The organism is Streptomyces sp. NPDC040405 (genome assembly GCF_055595765.1).
This window is the reverse complement of sequence record NZ_JBVIVI010000015.1, coordinates 18,542-36,422: the sequence shown is the minus strand read 5'-3', so window position 1 is coordinate 36,422 and position 17,881 is coordinate 18,542. Positions and strand designations below refer to the sequence as shown.

General features: G+C 70.4%; 17 protein-coding genes and 1 pseudogene. 9 read left to right on the top strand and 9 right to left on the bottom strand.

What is annotated here, in order from left to right; all coding sequences use genetic code 11:
* Positions 1 to 29: 29 nt before the first annotated feature.
* From modA to ACZ59A_RS38880, 3 genes are read left to right on the top strand one after another with little or no spacing between them, the layout of a single operon-like run.
* Positions 30 to 857 carry a molybdate ABC transporter substrate-binding protein gene (modA, locus tag ACZ59A_RS38890; protein WP_470968959.1) on the top strand — a complete coding sequence of 276 codons (828 nt, stop codon included), beginning with the start codon at positions 30 to 32 and terminating at the stop codon, positions 855 to 857.
* Positions 854 to 1,699, top strand: coding sequence for a molybdate ABC transporter permease subunit (gene modB / locus ACZ59A_RS38885; protein WP_470968956.1), 846 nt, complete (start codon positions 854 to 856; stop codon positions 1,697 to 1,699). The genes modA and modB overlap by 4 nt, the downstream gene beginning before the upstream one ends.
* Complete coding sequence (locus tag ACZ59A_RS38880) at positions 1,696 to 2,790, top strand: ABC transporter ATP-binding protein (RefSeq protein ID WP_470968953.1); 1,095 nt, start codon at positions 1,696 to 1,698, stop codon at positions 2,788 to 2,790. The genes modB and ACZ59A_RS38880 overlap by 4 nt, the downstream gene beginning before the upstream one ends.
* A 26-nt stretch (positions 2,791 to 2,816) precedes the next feature.
* Here the strand turns inward: ACZ59A_RS38880 and ACZ59A_RS38875 are convergent, their stop codons facing one another.
* A complete protein-coding gene (locus ACZ59A_RS38875; protein WP_470968951.1) occupies positions 2,817 to 3,680 on the bottom strand; it encodes a LysR family transcriptional regulator in 864 nt (287 codons plus the stop codon).
* A gap of 93 nt (positions 3,681 to 3,773) precedes the next feature.
* Here ACZ59A_RS38875 and ACZ59A_RS38870 point away from each other — a divergent pair, with 93 nt between their 5' ends.
* Together ACZ59A_RS38870 and ACZ59A_RS38865 are read left to right on the top strand one after the other, a co-directional pair.
* Complete coding sequence (locus tag ACZ59A_RS38870; protein WP_470968948.1) at positions 3,774 to 4,514, top strand: SDR family oxidoreductase; 741 nt, start codon at positions 3,774 to 3,776, stop codon at positions 4,512 to 4,514.
* Between the two features lie 76 nt (positions 4,515 to 4,590).
* Positions 4,591 to 5,361, top strand: coding sequence for an SDR family NAD(P)-dependent oxidoreductase (locus tag ACZ59A_RS38865; protein WP_470968946.1), 771 nt, complete (start codon positions 4,591 to 4,593; stop codon positions 5,359 to 5,361).
* A 76-nt stretch (positions 5,362 to 5,437) separates the two neighbouring features.
* On the opposite strand, the gene ACZ59A_RS38860 is transcribed toward ACZ59A_RS38865, so the two are convergent.
* On the bottom strand, positions 5,438 to 6,058 hold the full coding sequence (locus ACZ59A_RS38860; protein ID WP_470969155.1) for a molybdopterin-dependent oxidoreductase: 621 nt from the start codon (positions 6,056 to 6,058) through the stop codon (positions 5,438 to 5,440).
* Positions 6,059 to 6,268: 210 nt separating this feature from the next.
* On the opposite strand from ACZ59A_RS38860, the gene ACZ59A_RS38855 reads away from it, so the two are divergent.
* Positions 6,269 to 7,663 (top strand): aldehyde dehydrogenase family protein, encoded by a 1,395-nt coding sequence (locus tag ACZ59A_RS38855; protein ID WP_470968943.1) that lies wholly within the window; start codon positions 6,269 to 6,271, stop codon positions 7,661 to 7,663.
* A gap of 16 nt (positions 7,664 to 7,679) precedes the next feature.
* Here ACZ59A_RS38855 and ACZ59A_RS38850 read toward each other — a convergent pair whose 3' ends face one another.
* Complete coding sequence (locus tag ACZ59A_RS38850; protein ID WP_470968941.1) at positions 7,680 to 8,717, bottom strand: GlxA family transcriptional regulator; 1,038 nt, start codon at positions 8,715 to 8,717, stop codon at positions 7,680 to 7,682.
* Between the two features lie 69 nt (positions 8,718 to 8,786).
* Between ACZ59A_RS38850 and ACZ59A_RS38845 the strand changes: the two genes are divergently transcribed.
* Positions 8,787 to 9,770 (top strand): NADP-dependent oxidoreductase, encoded by a 984-nt coding sequence (locus ACZ59A_RS38845; RefSeq protein ID WP_470968940.1) that lies wholly within the window; start codon positions 8,787 to 8,789, stop codon positions 9,768 to 9,770.
* A 60-nt stretch (positions 9,771 to 9,830) separates the two neighbouring features.
* Here the strand turns inward: ACZ59A_RS38845 and ACZ59A_RS38840 are convergent.
* A pseudogene (locus tag ACZ59A_RS38840) lies at positions 9,831 to 11,056 on the bottom strand (WD40 repeat domain-containing serine/threonine protein kinase); the annotation flags it as partial.
* Positions 11,057 to 11,309: 253 nt separating this feature from the next.
* On the opposite strand from ACZ59A_RS38840, the gene ACZ59A_RS38835 reads away from it, so the two are divergent.
* Both ACZ59A_RS38835 and ACZ59A_RS38830 read left to right on the top strand, forming a co-directional pair.
* Entirely contained in the window at positions 11,310 to 11,714 is a 405-nt protein-coding gene (locus tag ACZ59A_RS38835; protein ID WP_470968937.1) for a winged helix-turn-helix transcriptional regulator, read from the top strand.
* A 953-nt stretch (positions 11,715 to 12,667) separates the two neighbouring features.
* Positions 12,668 to 13,516 carry an AfsR/SARP family transcriptional regulator gene (locus ACZ59A_RS38830; RefSeq protein WP_470968934.1) on the top strand — a complete coding sequence of 283 codons (849 nt, stop codon included), beginning with the start codon at positions 12,668 to 12,670 and terminating at the stop codon, positions 13,514 to 13,516.
* 48 nt (positions 13,517 to 13,564) lie between these two features.
* On the opposite strand, the gene ACZ59A_RS38825 is transcribed toward ACZ59A_RS38830, so the two are convergent.
* The 5 genes from ACZ59A_RS38825 to ACZ59A_RS38805 form a co-directional block, all read right to left on the bottom strand.
* The gene (locus ACZ59A_RS38825) at positions 13,565 to 14,314 is read right to left on the bottom strand and encodes an SDR family NAD(P)-dependent oxidoreductase (RefSeq protein WP_470968932.1); all 750 of its coding nucleotides are present in this window, start codon (positions 14,312 to 14,314) and stop codon (positions 13,565 to 13,567) included.
* Positions 14,315 to 14,435: 121 nt separating this feature from the next.
* Positions 14,436 to 15,668, bottom strand: a complete 1,233-nt coding sequence (locus ACZ59A_RS38820) for a class I adenylate-forming enzyme family protein (protein WP_470968929.1) — start codon at positions 15,666 to 15,668, stop codon at positions 14,436 to 14,438.
* A gap of 145 nt (positions 15,669 to 15,813) precedes the next feature.
* Entirely contained in the window at positions 15,814 to 16,365 is a 552-nt protein-coding gene (locus ACZ59A_RS38815) for a methylated-DNA--[protein]-cysteine S-methyltransferase (RefSeq protein ID WP_470968926.1), read from the bottom strand.
* A 30-nt stretch (positions 16,366 to 16,395) separates the two neighbouring features.
* Positions 16,396 to 17,211: an MGMT family protein gene (locus tag ACZ59A_RS38810; protein ID WP_470968923.1), complete on the bottom strand. Its 816-nt coding sequence runs from the start codon at positions 17,209 to 17,211 to the stop codon at positions 16,396 to 16,398.
* On the bottom strand, positions 17,208 to 17,795 hold the full coding sequence (locus ACZ59A_RS38805; protein WP_468048337.1) for an RNA polymerase sigma factor: 588 nt from the start codon (positions 17,793 to 17,795) through the stop codon (positions 17,208 to 17,210). The genes ACZ59A_RS38810 and ACZ59A_RS38805 overlap by 4 nt, the downstream gene beginning before the upstream one ends.
* Positions 17,796 to 17,881 lie beyond the last annotated feature (86 nt).

The window sequence follows — 17,881 nt, the reverse complement described above, 5'->3', positions numbered from 1 at the left end:
CGTAAGGACCTTGAGGGAGTGGACCCGTGATGACCCGTTCCGCGCGCCGGACCCGCCGGACCCTGCAGGTGGCCGGTGCGGGCGCCGCCGCACTGCTGGCCCTGAGCGCCTGCTCGTCGTCGGACGATTCCGCGTCGAAGAAGTCGGACTCCTCCGGCTCCGCGTCCGCCTCGAAGAAGCTCTCGGGCTCGGTGACCGTCTTCGCGGCCGCCTCGCTGAAGGAGAGCTTCACGACGCTGGGCAACGAGTTCGAGAAGAAGCACCCGGGCACGAAGGTGAACTTCAGCTTCGGCGGCAGTGACTCCCTCGCCGCGAGCATCACCGGCGGCGCCCCGGCCGATGTGTTCGCCGCCGCCAGCCCCAAGACGATGAAGATCGTCACGGACAAGGGGGACGCCTCCGGCAAGCCCGCCACCTTCGTCCGCAACCAGCTGGAGATCGCCACCCTGCCGGGTAACCCGGACAAGATCTCCTCCCTGAAGAACCTCACCAAGTCCGGGCTGAAGGTCGTGCTGTGCGACAAGACGGTCCCGTGCGGCGCCGCCGCGCAGAAGGCCCTCGACGCCAGCAAGCTCAAGCTCACCCCGGTCTCCTACGAACAGGACGTCAAGAGCGCCCTGAACAAGGTGCAGTTGAAGGAGGCCGACGCGGCCGTCGTCTACAAGACCGATGTGAAGGCGGCCGGTGACAAGGTCGAGGGCGTGGAGTTCCCGGAGTCGGAGAAGGCCATCAACGACTACCCGATCGCCCAGCTGAAGAACGCCCCCAACGCCGACGCGGCCAAGGCGTTCATGGCGCTGGTGCAGTCCCCCGAGGGCCAGAAGGTCCTCGGCGAGGCCGGGTTCCTCAAGCCGTGACCTCGCTGGACAAGGCAGGGGCTGCGGAGACCTTGGAGGGGGCTCCGCGGCGCGGCCGCGTCCGCCGGGGCGCCCCGCTGCCCCTCCTCCTGCCCGCGCTGATCGGTCTCGCGTTCCTGTTCGTCCCGCTCGTCGCGCTGCTGGTCCGGGCTCCCTGGGGGAGCCTTCCCGACCTGCTGACCAGCGCCGAGGTCTGGCAGGCGCTCCAGCTCTCGCTGATCTGCGCCACGGCCGCGACCGCGGTGAGCCTGGTCGTCGGTGTTCCGCTCGCCTGGCTGCTGGCCCGGGTCGAGTTCCCCGGGCGCGGCCTCGTACGCGCGCTGGTGACGCTGCCGCTCGTCCTGCCGCCGGTGGTGGGCGGTGTGGCCCTGCTCATGGCGCTCGGCCGCAACGGGGTCGTCGGACAGTGGCTGGACTCCTGGTTCGGCATCACGCTGCCGTTCACCACCACGGGGGTCGTGGTGGCCGAGGCGTTCGTGGCGATGCCGTTCCTCGTCATCAGCGTCGAGGGCACCCTGCGCGCCGCCGACCCCCGCTACGAGGAGGCCGCCACCACCCTGGGCGCCTCCCGCTTCACCGCCTTCCGCCGGGTCACGCTCCCGCTCATCGCCCCCGGCATCGCGGCGGGCGCCGTGCTCGCGTGGGCCCGCGCCCTGGGCGAGTTCGGCGCGACGATCACCTTCGCGGGCAATTTCCCCGGCCGTACCCAGACCATGCCGCTCGCCGTCTACCTGGCCCTCCAGAACGACCCGGACGCGGCTATCGCCCTCAGCCTGGTCCTGCTGGCCGTGTCCATCGCGGTACTGGCCGGACTGCGTGACCGATGGATGACCGCCTCATGAGCGACACCGAGAAGACGATGCGCGGCAGCAGGGGCGCCCTGGGCCCGGGTGGCGAGGGGCTCGATGCCCGGCTCGTGGTCGAGCGGGGCTCCTTCCGCCTCGACGTGGCGCTGACCGCGGCGCCCGGCGACGTCGTCGCGCTCCTCGGCCCCAACGGCGCCGGGAAGACCACCGCCCTGCGCGCGCTCGCCGGACTCGTCCCGCTCACGAACGGCCATCTCCGGCTCGACGGCGCCTCGTTGGACCGTACGCCCCCGGAGTCCCGTCCGGTCGGCGTGGTCTTCCAGGACTATCTGCTCTTCCCTCACCTCTCCGCGCTCGACAACGTGGCCTTCGGCCCCCGCTGCCACGGCGCCTCCAAGGCCGAGGCCCGCGCCCAGGCCGCGGAGTGGCTGGACCACATGGGCCTCGCCGAGCACGCCGGAGCCAAACCGCGCCGCCTCTCCGGCGGCCAGGCCCAGCGCGTCGCCCTCGCCCGCGCCCTGGCCACCCACCCCAGGCTCCTGCTCCTCGACGAACCCCTCGCTGCCCTCGACGCCCGCACCCGCCTCGACGTCCGCGCGCGGCTCCGCCGCCACCTGGCGGAGTTCGAGGCGGTCGCCGTGCTGGTCACCCACGACCCGCTCGACGCCATGGTCCTGGCCGACCACCTTGTCGTGATCGAGGACGGCCGCATCGTCCAGGAGGGCGCCCCGCCCGACATCGCCCGCCACCCGCGTACGGACTACATCGCCCACCTGGTCGGCCTCAACCTCTACCGGGGCGAGGCCGAAGGGCACACGGTCCATGTCGACGGCGGGCCCGATGTCACGACCGCGGAGCAGCTCACGGGCCCGGCCTTCGTCGCGTTCCCGCCGAGCGCGGTGACCCTGCACCGCGACCGCCCCACCGGCTCCAGCGCCCGCAACCTGTGGCACTGCGAGGTCACGGGTCTGGAGACCAACGGCGACCAGGTCCGCGCCGACCTCACCGGTGGGCTGCGCCTCGCCGCGGACCTCACCACGGTCGCCGCGGCCGAACTCGGACTCCAGCCGGGGGCCACGGTATGGGCGTCGGTCAAGGCGGCCCAGACGCACGCGTACCCCGCCTGACGAGTGGGGTGCCGAGCTCCTTCGGGTCAGAGCCGGGTGGCCGTGCGGATCAGCCCGGCGAGGGCGAGGGAGCGGCTGTGCGCGGGCCAGGCGATATGGGTGACGACGGGGGGTGCGTCGGTGAGGGGGACGGCGGTGTGCTCGGCCCACAGCCAGGCGCGGGCGGAGTCGGGGAAGATGGCCACGGCGCGGCCGAGGGCGATCAGCTGGGCCAGCTGCGTCTGGTCGTGGACCTCGGGGCCCGGGCCGGGTGGGTACGTGCCGTGGCGGGGCCAGCGGGCGAGCGGGAGATCGGGGGCGTCGGTGACGTCGGCCAGGGACAAGGTCTCGTACGCGGCGAGGGGGTGCCCGGTGGGCAGGATCGCGATCTGCCCCTCGGACCGCAGTTCCTCGCTGTCGAAACCGGCGACGGAGTTGTACGGCGTGTGCATGAGCGCCACGTCGGCCCGCCCGTCGCGCAGCATTTCCTCCTGCTCGCAGGTGCCGCTCGGCAGCACCTCGATCTCGGCGGCGTCGGGCTCGGCCGCGTAGGCGGCGAGAAGCTTTTGCAGCAGCTCGTGGGACGCGGCGGCCTTCACCGCCAGCACCAGGCGGTTGCGGGGGCCGCCCGGACTGTCGGCGCCACCGGCGCGACGGGTGCGGCGAGCGGCGGCGGTGGTGGCGTCGAGGGCCGCGCGGCCCTCGTGCAGCAGCACCTCTCCGGCGCCGGTCAGACAGACGCCGCGGCGGTTGCGTTCCAGCAGGGAGACACCGAGGCGCCGTTCGAGCTGCTGGATCGCCCGGGACAGCGGCGGCTGGGCCATGCCGAGGCGCTCGGCGGCGCGGCCGAAGTGCAGTTCCTCGGCGACGGCCGTGAAGTACCTCAACTCGCGGGTCTCCAGGGTGTCCATGGCCGCAGCGTACCCGGGTGATACCCACCGGGTATGACAGGGCACCGTATCGGTGTTGGATGCGCCGCTCGTCCGCGAGCGAACATCAACGGCATGAGCGAAACGAAGATCGCGCTGGTGACCGGCGCGAACAAGGGAATCGGGTACGAGATCGCGGCCGGGCTGGGCGCCCTCGGGTACCGCGTGGGCGTGGGAGCGCGCGACGAGGCGCGGCGCGAAGCCGCCGCCCAGAAGCTGCGCGCCGCCGGGGTGGACGCGTTCGGGGTGCCGCTGGACGTGACCGGCGACCGGAGCGTCACCGAGGCCGCGGAACTGCTCGAACGGCAGGTCGGGCGGCTGGACGCCCTGGTCAACAACGCGGGCATCTCGGGACCGGCCACGGGAGAGGGGTGGGGGCAGGATCCGACCGTGCTCGACCTCGACATGGTCCGTACGGTCGTGGAGACCAACGTCCTCGGTGTCATCCGCGTGACCAACGCGCTGCTGCCGCTGCTGCGGCGCTCGGCGTCGCCGCGCATCGTCAACGTCTCCAGCTCCGTCGGCTCCCTGACCCGGCAGGCCGACCCCGGCATCGACGTCGGCCCCATCATGGCGGCCTACGCGCCGTCGAAGTCGTACCTCAACGCCGTCACCGTGCAATACGCGCGGCAGTTCGCCGGTACGGACATCCTGGTCAACGCCGCCTGCCCGGGCCTGGTCGCCACCGACTTCAACGGCTTCTACGGGCCCCGCACTCCGGAGCAGGGCGCGGCCACGGCGATCCGGCTCGCCACGCTGCCCGACGGCGGCCCGACCGGTGCGTTCTTCGAGGACGACGGGGTCATCCCCTGGTGATCCCGAACCATTCGTGTTGACATTCACCATGGGTGTGACACGGTCCGAAGATCACTGAGTGGAGGGTCCGCACGCGATGAGCGCGAAGAGGCGGGTGCTGGTCACAGGGGCGTCGCGGGGGATCGGCAGGGCCGTGGCCCTGGCCTTCGCCGAGCGTGGCGACCGCGTGGGAGTGCACTACGCGGCCAACCGCGCGGACGCCGAGGAGACGCTGCGGCGACTGCCCGGTTCCGGGCACGCCCTGGTCGCGGGCGACCTGGGCGATCCGGAGACGGCGCGGCGCATCGTGGACGACGCGGTGGGGGAGCTGGGCGGGGTCGACGTCCTGGTCAACAACGCCGCCGTCGCACCGTCCGAGGACAGCAGACACGCCGTCGCCGAGGTGTCCTACACGCAGTGGCAGCAGGTCTGGCACCGCATGGTCGACGTCAATCTGTTCGGCGCGGCGAACCTGACCTACGGCGTCGCCCGGCACCTCATCGACCGCGGCGCGACGGGCGCCATCGTCAACGTCGGTTCCCGCGGCGCCTTCCGGGGAGAGCCCGACTTCCCCGCGTACGGCGCGAGCAAGGCCGCGCTGCACGCCTTCGGGCAGTCGATGGCCGTGGCGCTGGCACCGCACGGGATCGTGGTGACGTCCGTGGCTCCCGGTTTCATCGCCACCGAACGGCAGGCCGCCAAGATGGTGGGAGCGGGCGGCGAGGCGTTGCGCGCCCAGAGCCCGTTCGGACGGGTCGGGACGCCCGAGGAGGTGGCCGCCGCCGTGCTCTACCTGGCATCGCCGGAGGCCGCGTGGTCATCCGGAACGGTCCTCGACCTCAACGGCGCCTCCCACCTGCGGACCTGACCTCCCTGCGGGCCCCCGGACCCGCGGACCCCGGGACCCGCGGACCCCCGGACCTGCGGACCCCCGGACAGCGGCGCTAGGGGGCGGACGGAGCCGGTCCGTCGTCGTCCTCCTCCTGGTAGGAGTAGCGCTGCTGCCGCCAGGGGTCGGCGATGTCGTGGTAGCCGCGTTCCTCCCAGAAGCCGCGCCGGTCGGCCGTCATGTACTCGATGCCACGCAGCCACTTGGGGCCCTTGTAGCTGAAGAGGTGGGGGACGATCAGGCGCAGCGGGAAGCCGTGCTCGGCGGTGAGCAGCTCGCCGTCGTGGTGGGTGGCCATGAGGGTGCGCGGGGAGGTGAAGTCGCCGAGGCGCAGGTTGGCGGAGTAGCCGTACTCCGCCCAGGCCATGACATGCGTGACCCCCGGGGCCGGGGGGACCAGGTCCAGGACGGTGGCGGCGGGGATGCCGAACCACTCGTGCCCGGTGGAGGCGGGGCCGCTCGCGCAGTGCAGGTCGGCGACGACCGTGGTCCGGGGGAGGGCGTCGAGCTGGCCGAAGGTCCACTCGTGCGTCTCGCCCGAGGCGGTGGCGCCGAAGACCCGCAGGTTCCAGCGCTCGGGGCGGAAGCGGGGGACGGGGCCGTAATGCGAGATGGGCCAGCCGCGCACCTGGCGCTGACCGGGTGGAAGGGGGGCGCGTGGCGCTGTCCGCCGCATCGGGCTGGTCGCTTCCCACGCGTATTCCGTTTCCTCCGCCGGACCTTCCACCACGCAGCGTATGTGTTCCCTCCGCCCGGCACCGAGGCCGGTCCGCCCGCTGCCCCGGGGGCGACCGGGCGACCGGGTTGTCATCACCCTCGACGGTAAATATCTGCCCTGCCAATGGTAATGAGCGTGCAATGTCGATCCGTTGGGTAGTGCGGGGCCATGTCGAACATCTCGATGGACACCACGTCATCCCCGGTCGGCCCCGCCGCTCCAGCCGGGCTCACCGACCCCCGGACCGGCCTCCCCCGTACCGCGCCACCGCCCGCCGACCAGCGGGCGGTGAGGGCGGCGGTGGCTGCCGCCCGGGCGGCACAGCCCGGTTGGAGCGGGCTGACCACCGGCGAGCGGTCACGCCGGCTGCTGGCCCTGGCATCCCTGATGGAGGACAACGCCGAACAGTACGTGGCGGCCGAGCAGGCGGGCACGGGAAAGCCACGGGCGGAGGCGGTCGGTGAGGTCGCCGGGTGCATCGATCTCGTGCGCTTCTACGCGGGAGCGATCCGGAGCGACCTGACCCCGGGGAGCGGACACCGGCTGCCGGGCCGGGAGAGCTGGGTGCGCTGGGAACCGCTCGGAGTGGTCGCGGCGATCGTGCCGTGGAACTACCCCCTGATGATGGCGGTGTGGCGGTTCGCCCCCGCGCTCGCCGGGGGAAACACCGTCGTGGTGAAGCCCGCCGAGACGACGGCGGACAGCGTGCTGCTCGTCGCGCGGCACGCCCGGGAAGCGCTCGGCCCGGACGTGTTCACCGCCTTGCCCGGAGACCGGGAGACGGGCCGGTCGCTCGTGGAGTGCCAGGGGGTGGACGCGATCGCGTTCACCGGCAGCCGTGCGGCCGGGCTCGACGTCGTCGCGCGCGCCGGACTGCGCCGGGTCAGCCTGGAGCTGGGCGGAAACTGCGCGGCGGTGGTGCTGCCGGACGCCCCCGAGGACACCTGGGCGCGGTTGACCGCCGCGGCCACGTACAACGCGGGGCAGAGCTGTGCGTCTCCGGCACGGGTGCTGACGCTGCGGGAATGCTACGACCAAACCGTGCAGGGGCTGTCCGATGCGATGGGCCGCCTGCGGGCCGGGCGGGACTTCGGGCCGCTGAACAACCCTGACCAGGCACGCCGCTTCGACGGCATCGTCGGCGCCAGCTCGGCCGGTATCCGCCAGGAGGCCCTGGTGGACACCGGCGACGGTGAGACGGGTGGTTATTGGCGGCCGGGCCTGATCCTCGCCGACGTACCCGAGGACGACCCCGCGGTCGTCGAAGAGGTCTTCGGTCCCGTGCTGACGGTGCAGGCGGTGGGGTCGGTGGAGGAGCTGGTCGCGGCCGCGAACGGCATGCCCCACGCGCTCGCCGCCAGCGTGTGGGGCCGGGACACCTCCGCCGTCCTGCGGCTGGCGACCCGGCTGGACGCCGGGGAGGTCTGGGTCAACTGCCACCTGGAACAGACCGCCGAGCTGCCGCACGGCGGGCGCAAGGAATCCGGCCACGGAACGGACATGAGTGTGCTGGCACTCACCGAGTACCAGCGCCCCAAGACGATCACCGTCAACGTGGAGTGAGACGAGCCGTACGTCTTTACCGGACCGGACCCGAGGCGCGGAACGTGCGCCGGTACGCGGACGGGGCGACCCCCGCCTCCGCCGCCAGGTGGCGCCGCAGCGAGGTGGCGGTGGCGAAGCCGACCTCGTGGGCGACCCGTTCCACCGGCAGGTCGCTGGACTCCAGCAGGTGCCGCGCCCGCCGCAGCCGCTGCTGGGTCAGCCAGCGGCCGGGGCTCAGACCGGTCTCCTCCCGGAAGCGCCGGGCGAAGGTACGCGCGCTCATCGCCGCGTGCTCGGCCAGCTCGCCCAGGGACAGGGGCAGTTCCAGCCGCTGCAGCGCCCAGTCGCGGGTCGGCCCGGTGCCGGTTCCGCTCGTCGGCGGCAGCGGCCGCTCGATGTACTGCGCCTGCCCGCCGTCCCGGTACGGCGGCACGACGCAGCAACGGGCGACCTGGTTGGCCACCTCGCTGCCGTGGTCCTGGCGCACCAGGTACAGGCAGACGTCGACACCGCTCGCCGCCCCCGCGGAGGTCAGCACGTCACCGTGGTCCACGAAGAGCACCCCCGGGTCGAGCTCGACCCGGGGGAACAGCTCCTGGAAGTGTTCGGCGAGCGCCCAGTGGGTGGTGGCCCGGCGCCCGTCCAGGAGACCGGCGGCGGCCAGCAGGAAGGCGCCGGTGCAGATGGACACCAGACGGGTGCCGGGGCGGACGCGGGACAGGGCGGCGAGGACCCGCGGGTCCGGGGCGGCGGCCGAGGCCCGGGAGATCGCGTACGGAGGGATGACCACGGTGTCCGCCTCGGCCAGCACCTCGGGGCCGTGCCCGGGGGTGACGGTCAGATCCGCGTCGGTACGTACGGGCTGCCCGTCCACGCTCGCGGACAGCACCTCGTAGCGGCCTTCGGCGGACCCCAGGACCCGGTGCGGGATGCCGAGTTCGAAGGGATAGACGCCGTCGAGGGCGAGGACGACGACCTTGTGGGCGCCGGGCCGCGGGTCCGGGCGCATCCGGCGGTCCAGTTCGGCGGTGCGGTCGGGGAGGGAGCGGTGGGCGGCGGGGGCGGTGGGCATGGCCAGAATGTATCGGAGGCTGACCTTCTTGCCATCGCCCCGGGCGGACCGTACGGCGAGGATCGAGGCATGACTTCGACGGACACCCCTGAGAATCCCGATTCCCCAGTCGCCGCCCCTGTGATGCTCGCCCTGCATCAGACGGCCCTCGGCGGCCCCGAGGTGCTGCGGCTCACCGAGCTTCCGCGGCCCGCGCCCGGCCCCGGGGAGATCCTCGTCGCCGTGCACGCGGCCGGGCTCAACCCCACGGACTTCAAGCACCGCGCCCTGAGCATCTTCCTGCCGCCCCCGCCGCTGACCCTCGGTTGGGACGTCTCCGGCACCGTGGTGGAGACCGGCTTCGGCGTCACTCTCTTCCAACCCGGTGACGAGGTGTTCGGCATGCTGCCCTACCCGTACGGGGCAGGCTCCCACGCCGAGTACGTGACCGGCCCCGCCCGTGCGTTCGCCGCGAAGCCCGCCGGGATCGACCACGTCCAGGCGGCCGCGCTGCCGCTGGCCGCCCTCACCGCCTGGCAGGCCCTTGTCGAGACCGCGGACCTCCGGTCCGGGCAGCGGGTGCTGATCCACGCCGCGGCCGGCGGTGTCGGCCATCTCGCCGTACAGATCGCCAAGGAGCGCGGCGCGCACGTCACCGGGACGGCGAGCGCCCCCAAGCACGACTTCCTGCGCGAGCTGGGCGCGGATGTCTGCGTCGACCACCGCTCCGAGGACTTCACCGACACCGGGGAGCGCTACGACGTCGTCCTTGACGCCCTCGGCGGGGAGACCGCCACCCGCTCCGCGGGTGTGCTCCGCCCCGGCGGCGTCCTCGTCTCCCTGCTGCCGGGCGCCGAGGACACCCGGGCCGCGGCGGAGAAGGCACAGGCCCGCGCCGTGAACCTGCTCGTCGAGCACGACCGGGCCGGGATGCGCGCCATCGCCGAGCTGGTCGACCGGGGCAGGCTCCGCGCCCACGTCTCCGGCACCTTCCCCCTCGCCGAAGGCGCGCGGGCCCACATCCAGGGGGAGACGGGCCGCACCACGGGCAAGCTGGTCCTCACGGTGCGCTGAGGCGCCGTCCGGCGGGCGCACCGCCGTTTCTCATCGAGCCGCGCCGGACCCGGGGTTCTTCCACAGGCGCACCGTGCGGTGCTTGGTGTCGTTGCCCGCGATGAGCCGGCCGTCCGGGCTGAAGGCCACCTCCCGGATCGGGCCGCCTGTCGCCTGTTCGCCGCTCGCCAGGATGGCGCGTGGTTTACGGGTGGCCACGTTCCACAGCAGCAGTCCGGCGTCGGCGGTGGTGGCGAGCGTCTTGCCGTCCGGGCTGAACGCCATCCCCTGGGCCGTCCTGGACTTGCCGGTGGGAGTGAGGGAGGCCGTGGGCTAGTACGAGCGGTAGCGAGGGGCGGGCGGGGTGTACTCGTCCTGGGAAGGAGGACGAAAATCAGGACGACGACCAGGACGAGGACTCCGGCTCCGCCCAGCAGCGCGGGGAATCCCGAGGCGGCCGCGGCAGGGGAGTACGGCAGCACGCCCAGGACCGGTGGAGCCATGGGCTCGCCGGGGTCGGGATCGTGTTCCAGGATGCGGTAGACCACGCCGTGGTCGGTGCCGCCGCCGAAGGCGAGCCGTCCGGTGGCGGCGAAATGGGCGACGACTCCGAGGGCGAACACATCACCGGCCTCGGTGACGCTCTGCCCCCTGATGTACTCGGGCGCCATGTAGGCGGGAGTCCCGGTGCGCATCCCGGTGGCGGTCACGGCGGTGACGTCCGCGGCCCGGGCGATGCCGAAGTCGATGACCTTGGGCCCCTCGGCGGTGAGGATGATGTTGGAGGGCTTCAGGTCGCGGTGGATCACCTCGGCGGCATGGATGGACTGCAGGGCTTCGGCCACCCTGGCGATGAGCGCCAGCGCCGCGTCCGTCGCCAACGGCCCGCTCTCGGCGATCGCGTGCTGCAGGGCCGGCCCGGGCACATAAGCCGTGGCCAGCCAGGGTTCATCGGCCGCCAGGTCCGCATCGACGACCGGCACGGTGTAGAGCCCCTGGACCCGCCGGGCCGCGGCCACTTCCTGTTCGAAACGCTTACGGAACGACGCGTCGTCCGCGTATGCGCGGTGCACGACCTTGACCGCCACCGGGCTGTCGGCGGGCGTACGTCCCAGGTAGACGCGGCCCATGCCGCCCGCGCCGAGAACGGCCTCCAGCCGGTACGGGCCGGTCCGGGAGGGATCGGTGGCCCCCAACGGGCGGTGTGGCGGCGGAGATGTCGGCCACCCCGTCTGCTGTCCCCGCTGCCCCTGCTGCCCCGCGTCAACGGGTGCTACCGCCGGTCGACCATGATCCGGTCGGGACATGTTCCCCGTCACCCCGTCTCTCACCGTTCGAGCGAGCGACAGCGTAGACGAACACCCCACCCCCGAAATAGATCTTTCTGCCGGAAGCTTCCCTCCGGGAAGTGGCCACTGTTTAGTGAGGTAACTCCCTTTAAGAGAGTGACCAGCTCATGAGCACTTGCTTCCTGGCAGGTCGCTTTCTTGTGGAGAGTTCCTCTCTCTCAGTATGCTCGCCGGGCGAGAGCAAGGGTGTTGGGGTGTGGAGGGTGAGTCCATGACGGAAGCGCCGGGGACCGACTGGGACCCGTATGCCGGTGGTTGCCCGTCTCGTGAGGTCCTTGACCGCATCGGCGACAAGTGGACGGTACTTGTCCTGGGCGAGCTGGCGGAGTCCGGAACCAAGCGATACACCGCGCTGCGCAGGAAATTGGACGGCGTGAGCGAGAAAATGCTCACCCAGACCCTTCGCGCGCTGGAACGCGATGGCCTGGTCCGCCGGACCATTCACCCCGAGATCCCGCCCCGGGTCGAGTACGAGATCACCGAACTCGGCGCTACGCTGAGTGAACTGACGGTGACGTTGAAGCAGTGGTCGGTCCGCCATATGGACGAGGTCCTGGCGTCGCGGCTCGCCTATGACCAGCGCGGCAGCGCCACCTCACCCAAGTCGACGAGCTGATCGCACGGTAGCGGAGAGTAGCCGGGATTCCGGCCGCTGCCGCGATTGCCGACGAAGTCGCGCCCCTCGGCGCTGCCGTCGTTCCTGGTGCTGGATCAATTCGACGGCCGAGTCCCGTGAATTGATCAGCAGCCGACGCCGAATAACCGACGCGGTGTCCGCAGGCGTCGAGTGAAGCCTGCCTCTTCACGTCAATCAGGGCAGGCGCGCGCCCCCTTCAATAGTGAACGGGAGTCATCTGTCGGCCGCTGTGTTCCTTCCGTTCTGTGAGCTTTATCGCATACGAAGGAATCCGCGGTTTTCCGCCTTATGGTGCGCGTCAGGAACCGTCCGGCCGACCGGGTGACGCACAAGATGCCGTCGATTCTGCGGGCCTCCGCGACGGATCAGTGGGAACGGAAATAGTCCAGACCGCCCGCCATTTGTTCCGTGTTTACCGGCGATCGATGACCCCGGGGCCGGATGGCGCGGGGGGTGTGTCGGAGGCCACAAACCCGCACTGCCCATGGGGGGAACGGCTCTGGGGGATCAACAAGATCCCCCAGAACCCCCCAGGTTCGGCCGCACCATTTCCTCTGCTGTGTCACATGAAGATCATGAGGATCGCATGGCAGGGATCCCTAAGGGTTCCCCTACATCAGGGAGAGGTAGAATAGGTACTTTTCCTTTACTGGCGCGCCGGGAACCAATGTCGGGTAACGTTCTTGGCTGATTCGTTCCCGTTGACTCGATTCACCTCCCGGCGTCCGGGAGTTCATGCTGTAGATTCCGTCCCACCAATGCTGCTTCGTAAGGTTAATCGGCCTGGTGAGAGCCGTCGTGGACCCGGAAACCGATTCAGGTGTTTTTTATCCTAAAATGCGCCGCGGTGTTCATGATCGGTCGCGTAGTTGACACATGTACTTGGCGGTCGTACCGTCCTTTGGTAAAGGGAGAGAGATTAATGCCTGCCCATGCAGGCCTCTGAAAAGCATTGCGCTATATGCAACGGCAGGGGAGCTTGGATGGGGAATTCAGGGGGGAAGGGTATGCAGGTTCTCGGTACGATGCGTATCGATCATGATGGCGAGGTCGGGAGTCTGACGTTGGCCCCCAAGCCTCGTACTGTGCTGGCGATGCTGGTGGCTCATCCCGATCAAGTGGTGTCACTGCACACGCTTGTCCGGGAGTTATGGGACGAGCGGCCTCCGGCCAGTGCTCTGAGGGTCGTTCAGACCTACATACTTCAGGCGCGGAAGGCTCTCAGCCAGGCCACCCGGCTTCCTATCAAGGTCATCATCGAAGATGCCCTCTCCACCCATGCCGGGGGCTACATGTTCACCGAGTCGTTCGCCAGACTCGACTACCACGTGTATCAAGAGCTGGTCGACTCCGGACGCAGATCGCTGATGAATGGCGATCTTTCCGGCGGGGTCAGTCATCTGGGAGATGCCCTGGGGATCTGGCGCGGGTCGGCGTTCGCCGATGTCGTCGTCGGAAGGATGCTGGAATCCCGTCGGCGGCAGTACGAGGAATCCCGGCTGGGAGCCCTGGAGACGCTGGCGGAAGCGAAGATCGGGAGCGGGCGCCACTTGGAGGTCACCGCGGATCTCGCTGCTCTTACCGCCGAGTATCCCTACCATGAGGGGCTGCACTCCCAGTACATGCGCGCCCTGGAGAAGGCCGGGCGCCGGGCGCAGGCACTCGAGGTGTTCCACCGGCTGCGCGTCGGGCTCGTGTCCGAGCTGGGTATCGAGCCCGGCCACACGATAAGCCGTCTGCAATTCAGCATTCTCAACTCCTCCCCGGTCAACGGTGTCTGACGTGCCCGGATGCGGCCGGTTCTCCGGGCGCCCCAAGATCAGGTCTTTCTAGGCGACGGTGTATCCGCCGTCCACGGCGAGGATGGCGCCCGTCGCATAACTCGCCAACGGGTCCGTGAAGTTCAGGATCCACCATGCGATCTCCTCCGCCGTGCCCAACCGGCCCACCGGTATCCGCTCCTGGGTCTGGTGGATGGTCATCACTGCTTGATCGTCAAGCGAGTTGTTCTCCAGGATCGGCGTCTCGATCGGTCCCGGCGCCACGGAAACCACCCGGATGCAGCTGTGAGCCAATTCGCTTGCCCAGGAACGGGTGAAGAAGTCGAGCGCCGCCTTGGTCGCGCCATACACGGACAATCCCGGCCAGCCGTGCTGGCCGATGGCCGCGCTGATGTTCACCACGGTTCCTTCTGAATGCTCCAGAAAGGGCAGCGCGGCCTGCGTGATCAGCAGCGGGGCCCGGAGATTCACGGCGATGAATTGATCGAACTCCGACGGAGTGATCATGCCGAGGTGGGTCGGCCGGAAGACGCTGGCGCTGTTGACCAGAATGTCGATGCCGCCGAAGGCCGCCACTGCCTGAGAGATGATCTCTTGAGGGGCGCCCGGTTCACTGATGTCCACCGCCGCCGGTTTGACGGACGGCCGCCCCTCCGCGGTGGCCTGGAGCTTTTCGGACGTCCTTCCCACGGCCAGCACATTTGCCCCGTGATCAGCGAAAGCGTGCGCCGTGGCACGCCCGATCCCGCTGCCGGCTCCCGTGATGACTACGGTCTTGCCGGATAAGCTGGACACCATCGAAAAGTTCTCCCTGGCTGCATCGGCGATGTGCTGTACACAGTATGAACACCGTATGCTCCGGGGAGGTTGCACACCGTTAAGCGTGGCGTCGTGTGGAAGCAACCGAGGAGTGCGCCGGTCAGCCCACGGGGTCCCCATTCCGCTCGAAGTGCCGGACCAGGGTGCGGTCGGCGAGCAACATCTGGTCGAGACCGCGCGTGAGCGCACGCCGGTCGGCAAGCGGGTCGAAACGGCCGAGGACACGCAGTGCTCCGCTCGCCGGATCCTGCTCCACCAGGTCACGGGTCCGCAGCCAGCCGGCCCGGGTGTGCTCGCCATCGGGAAGGAAGCGGCCCGAAGGCCCCGCCTGCGGCAGATACGGAGAGCGGTCGAGGCGCACCTGCAACTCTCCGTCGATCAGCCGCATTTCCAGACCGGGCACCGGCATCCCGACGGTGTCGGGGCCGTACCAGCCGGTGGGGTCCGTGGCGATGATGCCGGTCTCCGTGGTGCCGTACGCCTGCCCGATCCGCACCCCATGGCGCTCGGCGAAGCGGGTGTACACCCCGTGGGCCATCCGCTCACCGCCGGAGATCGCCAGCCGTAGCCGGGGTATCCGCAACGGGCGGTCGATCTGCGTGAGAGCGGCGAAGTGCTGGGGCGCCCCGAGGATGGAGTCGGCGCCCGACCGGATGGCCGTACGGAGCACGGTACGGCGGCCCGAGTGGGGAGCGAACAGGACCGTGCTCCGGGTGCTCGTCGCGTACAGGACGCCGCCGACCAGACTGTAGGAGTGCGCGAGCGGGCCGAGGACCAGGACCCGGGACCCGGGCTCGGGCATTCCGCCGACGGTCTTGAACCCCTCCAGCTCGGCCAGCAGCGAATCGGCTGTGCGGCCGATGGCCTTGGCGAACCCGGTGCTCCCGGAGGTGAACTGGATCAGGCAGTGATCGGTGGCGGCGGGGCGGCCTCCGAGGAGGCGGCGGACGAAGATCTCGCACTCGTCGTGGAAGGTCTCCTTGCCGTGGCCCGGCGCGTCGAAGGAGACATGGAACTGGGGTCGGCACCAGTCCAGCTGGCGGCCCAGCTCCTTGCCGCGCACATGCGGCCCCATGAGCATGACCTGGGCGCCGCAGGACCACAGGGCGAACAGAGCCCAGAGCTGGCTGAAGCTATGGGCGCCCTGCAGCGCGACGGTATGCCCGGAACGGATCCCATAGGCGTCGAAGAGCCTTCGCATGTGGGCGACTTGGGTCCGCAGAGTGTGATAGGTGACGCCGTGCCCGGCTTGGGCCCAGAGGGCGCTGCCCGGTGGTGCGCCCAGTAGATCGGCGCCCCACCAGTCGGGCTCCGGGTCCACATATGCAGCCATGACGGGTTCCCCTTCCCGCTTCACCGCTCGGCGCCCGAGAGGACCTCATGCGCCGTCCCCTGGAAAACACCGCACAGTCGCCAAAGGTTGCATCCGGGGGGAAGCGGCGCGTGGGGGAAGCGGCCGACGACCGCGAGACTCCCGGTCAGGCGGCCCCTTCCGTCGTGAGCAGGAAGCGCTTGGCGGAGACTCCACCGGCGTATCCGGTCAGTGAACCCTTCGCCCCGACGATGCGGTGGCAGGGCAGCACGACGCACAGCGGATTGGAGCCGAGCGCCATCCCCACCGCCCGCGCGGCGCGCGGGCGGCCCAGCGCGGTGGCCAGCTCCCCGTAGGTGGCGGTGTTGCCGTAGGGCACGAACGACTCCAGCGCGAGCACCGTCTGCGCGGTGAACGCGGAGGCGAGGGAGAGGGACAGGGGAACGGAGAACGACCGTAGATTCCCGGCCAGATACGCGGCGAGCTGAGCGCGCGCCTCGGCCAGCACGGCCAGCTGCCCGGATGTGGCGTCTGTCTCCGTGCGGAACTCCACCCCGCTGCCGAGCGCCCGGGTGGCGCGACGGCGCACGGCCTCCGCGGTGTCGTACACGCAGGCGAGCAGCGCGTCATGCGTGGCCGCGAGGACGAGCCGACCGCACGGGCTCGGCTCCTCGGCGAGCGCCACGGACGTGACCGGGGCACGGACTTCGGACTGCATGGATCTTCCTCCTTCTCCGCGCCGGACGGCTCAGACCGTAGCGGGACGACAGCTCTTACAGGCGCGGTAGCCCGCCTGCCGGGCAGCCCCGGCGGTGCGGAACGGCACCTGGTGCGGCCGGGTGATCCGGCGGGCGTGCGCACAGGTCGGATGGCAGTAGATCCGCGTGGTGTCGCTGCCGAGGAAGACGGCCCCGCGCTGGGTCAGCTCCTCCAGCCGGTGCATATCGATGCCCTCCGCGCCCCGCAGGGCATCCCCGACGCGCTCCGCGTAGGCGGCGTCGCACGGCGCGCCGCTCTCATAGGTGACGCGGTGGCAGGGGATCAGCAGCGGCACCGGATTCTTGGCCAGAGCCTCGATGATCGGCCTGGTGGCGGAGGGCAGCGATGCCTCTCGCGCGAGCCAGGTGATCGGCCGCAGCTGGCCGGAGGGGATGGACCGGACCGCGTGGAGCACGGCGCGCTCCATATCGGTCAGGCTTCCCAGGTCGATCGGCAGCCGCTTCGCCCGGCCCGTGCGCAGGGCGGGGCGCAGCCCGGGAAAGGGCACCGAGGCACGGATGGCGGTCCGGCCGGTGCGGGCGTGATGCAACTGCTCGAATTCCTCCGAGCCGGTCACCATCGTGTCGATGGCCGAGCCGGTCACGGCGTCCGGGCTGTAGGCCACATAGAGGCCGCCCGCCGTGCTGTCGAGATGGCTGTAAGTGTCGTAGCGCTCTCGCGGAATTCCTACGCGCTGCAGTACCCTCAGGGCGAAGTCTGCCGGGGCAGGGGCCGCGAGATCGGCCAAGGCGTGCTCCAACTGTCCCTCCGCGGACCGCTGTTCCTCATCATTCCGGTAGTTCATCTGGTCACCTCCCCCAACACCGCCGCCTCGGGTGTCAAGATCTCACGAAGCGTGCCGATCCCTCTGGATACTTGTGCCTTGACCGTACCCACAGGGCATCCCTGCGCCTCGGCCATGTCGCTGTAACTCATCCCTATGACATGGCGCATCACCACCGCGACGCGATGCTTCTCGGGCAGCTCGGTGAGCGCCTTGACCAGAACCGTCCGGTCGGCGGACATCGCCGCCCGCTCCTCCGGCCCCGGATTCTCGTCCGGCCAGCTGCCGGCGGCGTCCTCCGCACGGGTGGCCGACACCGGGTGACGGACGCTGGTACGCACATGATTGCGCCAGACGTTCGCCGCGATCGTCATCAGCCATGCCCGGGGTTTCAGCGTGCGCCGACGCTCCGGTGAGTAGGTCTGCAGCGCCGAATAGGCGCGTAAGAAGGTGTCCTGGCCCAGGTCGTCCGCCTCGGCGGCCGAACCGGAGACCCGGAACAGAAAGGCACGCACCGCCGAGGCGTGGACCCGGACCAGCTCTGTGAAGCCGTCATCCAGGTCTGACGCCAGGCGCTCGGTCAGCTGCTCCGCCATATCGTCCATCAGCTACAGAAACACCGGCACTTCCGCAATGGTTGCACAGCCCGGGCCAAGGCTGCCGGGGATGCGCCCGGGAGCGGATCCGGACC

Bases quoted from the DNA above. Each gene is read 5' to 3' on its own strand.
- modA (WP_470968959.1), top strand. From the start codon at position 30: ATGACCCGTTCCGCGCGCCGGACCCGCCGGACCCTGCAGGTGGCCGGT.
- ACZ59A_RS38880 (WP_470968953.1), top strand. From the start codon at position 1,696: ATGAGCGACACCGAGAAGACGATGCGCGGCAGCAGGGGCGCCCTGGGC.
- ACZ59A_RS38875 (WP_470968951.1), bottom strand. From the start codon at position 3,680: ATGGACACCCTGGAGACCCGCGAGTTGAGGTACTTCACGGCCGTCGCC.
- ACZ59A_RS38870 (WP_470968948.1), top strand. From the start codon at position 3,774: ATGAGCGAAACGAAGATCGCGCTGGTGACCGGCGCGAACAAGGGAATC.
- ACZ59A_RS38865 (WP_470968946.1), top strand. From the start codon at position 4,591: ATGAGCGCGAAGAGGCGGGTGCTGGTCACAGGGGCGTCGCGGGGGATC.
- ACZ59A_RS38860 (WP_470969155.1), bottom strand. From the start codon at position 6,058: ATGCGGCGGACAGCGCCACGCGCCCCCCTTCCACCCGGTCAGCGCCAG.
- ACZ59A_RS38855 (WP_470968943.1), top strand. From the start codon at position 6,269: ATGTCGAACATCTCGATGGACACCACGTCATCCCCGGTCGGCCCCGCC.
- ACZ59A_RS38850 (WP_470968941.1), bottom strand. From the start codon at position 8,717: ATGCCCACCGCCCCCGCCGCCCACCGCTCCCTCCCCGACCGCACCGCC.
- ACZ59A_RS38845 (WP_470968940.1), top strand. From the start codon at position 8,787: ATGACTTCGACGGACACCCCTGAGAATCCCGATTCCCCAGTCGCCGCC.
- ACZ59A_RS38835 (WP_470968937.1), top strand. From the start codon at position 11,310: ATGACGGAAGCGCCGGGGACCGACTGGGACCCGTATGCCGGTGGTTGC.
- ACZ59A_RS38830 (WP_470968934.1), top strand. From the start codon at position 12,668: ATGCAGGCCTCTGAAAAGCATTGCGCTATATGCAACGGCAGGGGAGCT.
- ACZ59A_RS38825 (WP_470968932.1), bottom strand. From the start codon at position 14,314: ATGGTGTCCAGCTTATCCGGCAAGACCGTAGTCATCACGGGAGCCGGC.
- ACZ59A_RS38820 (WP_470968929.1), bottom strand. From the start codon at position 15,668: ATGGCTGCATATGTGGACCCGGAGCCCGACTGGTGGGGCGCCGATCTA.
- ACZ59A_RS38815 (WP_470968926.1), bottom strand. From the start codon at position 16,365: ATGCAGTCCGAAGTCCGTGCCCCGGTCACGTCCGTGGCGCTCGCCGAG.
- ACZ59A_RS38810 (WP_470968923.1), bottom strand. From the start codon at position 17,211: ATGAACTACCGGAATGATGAGGAACAGCGGTCCGCGGAGGGACAGTTG.
- ACZ59A_RS38805 (WP_468048337.1), bottom strand. From the start codon at position 17,795: ATGGACGATATGGCGGAGCAGCTGACCGAGCGCCTGGCGTCAGACCTG.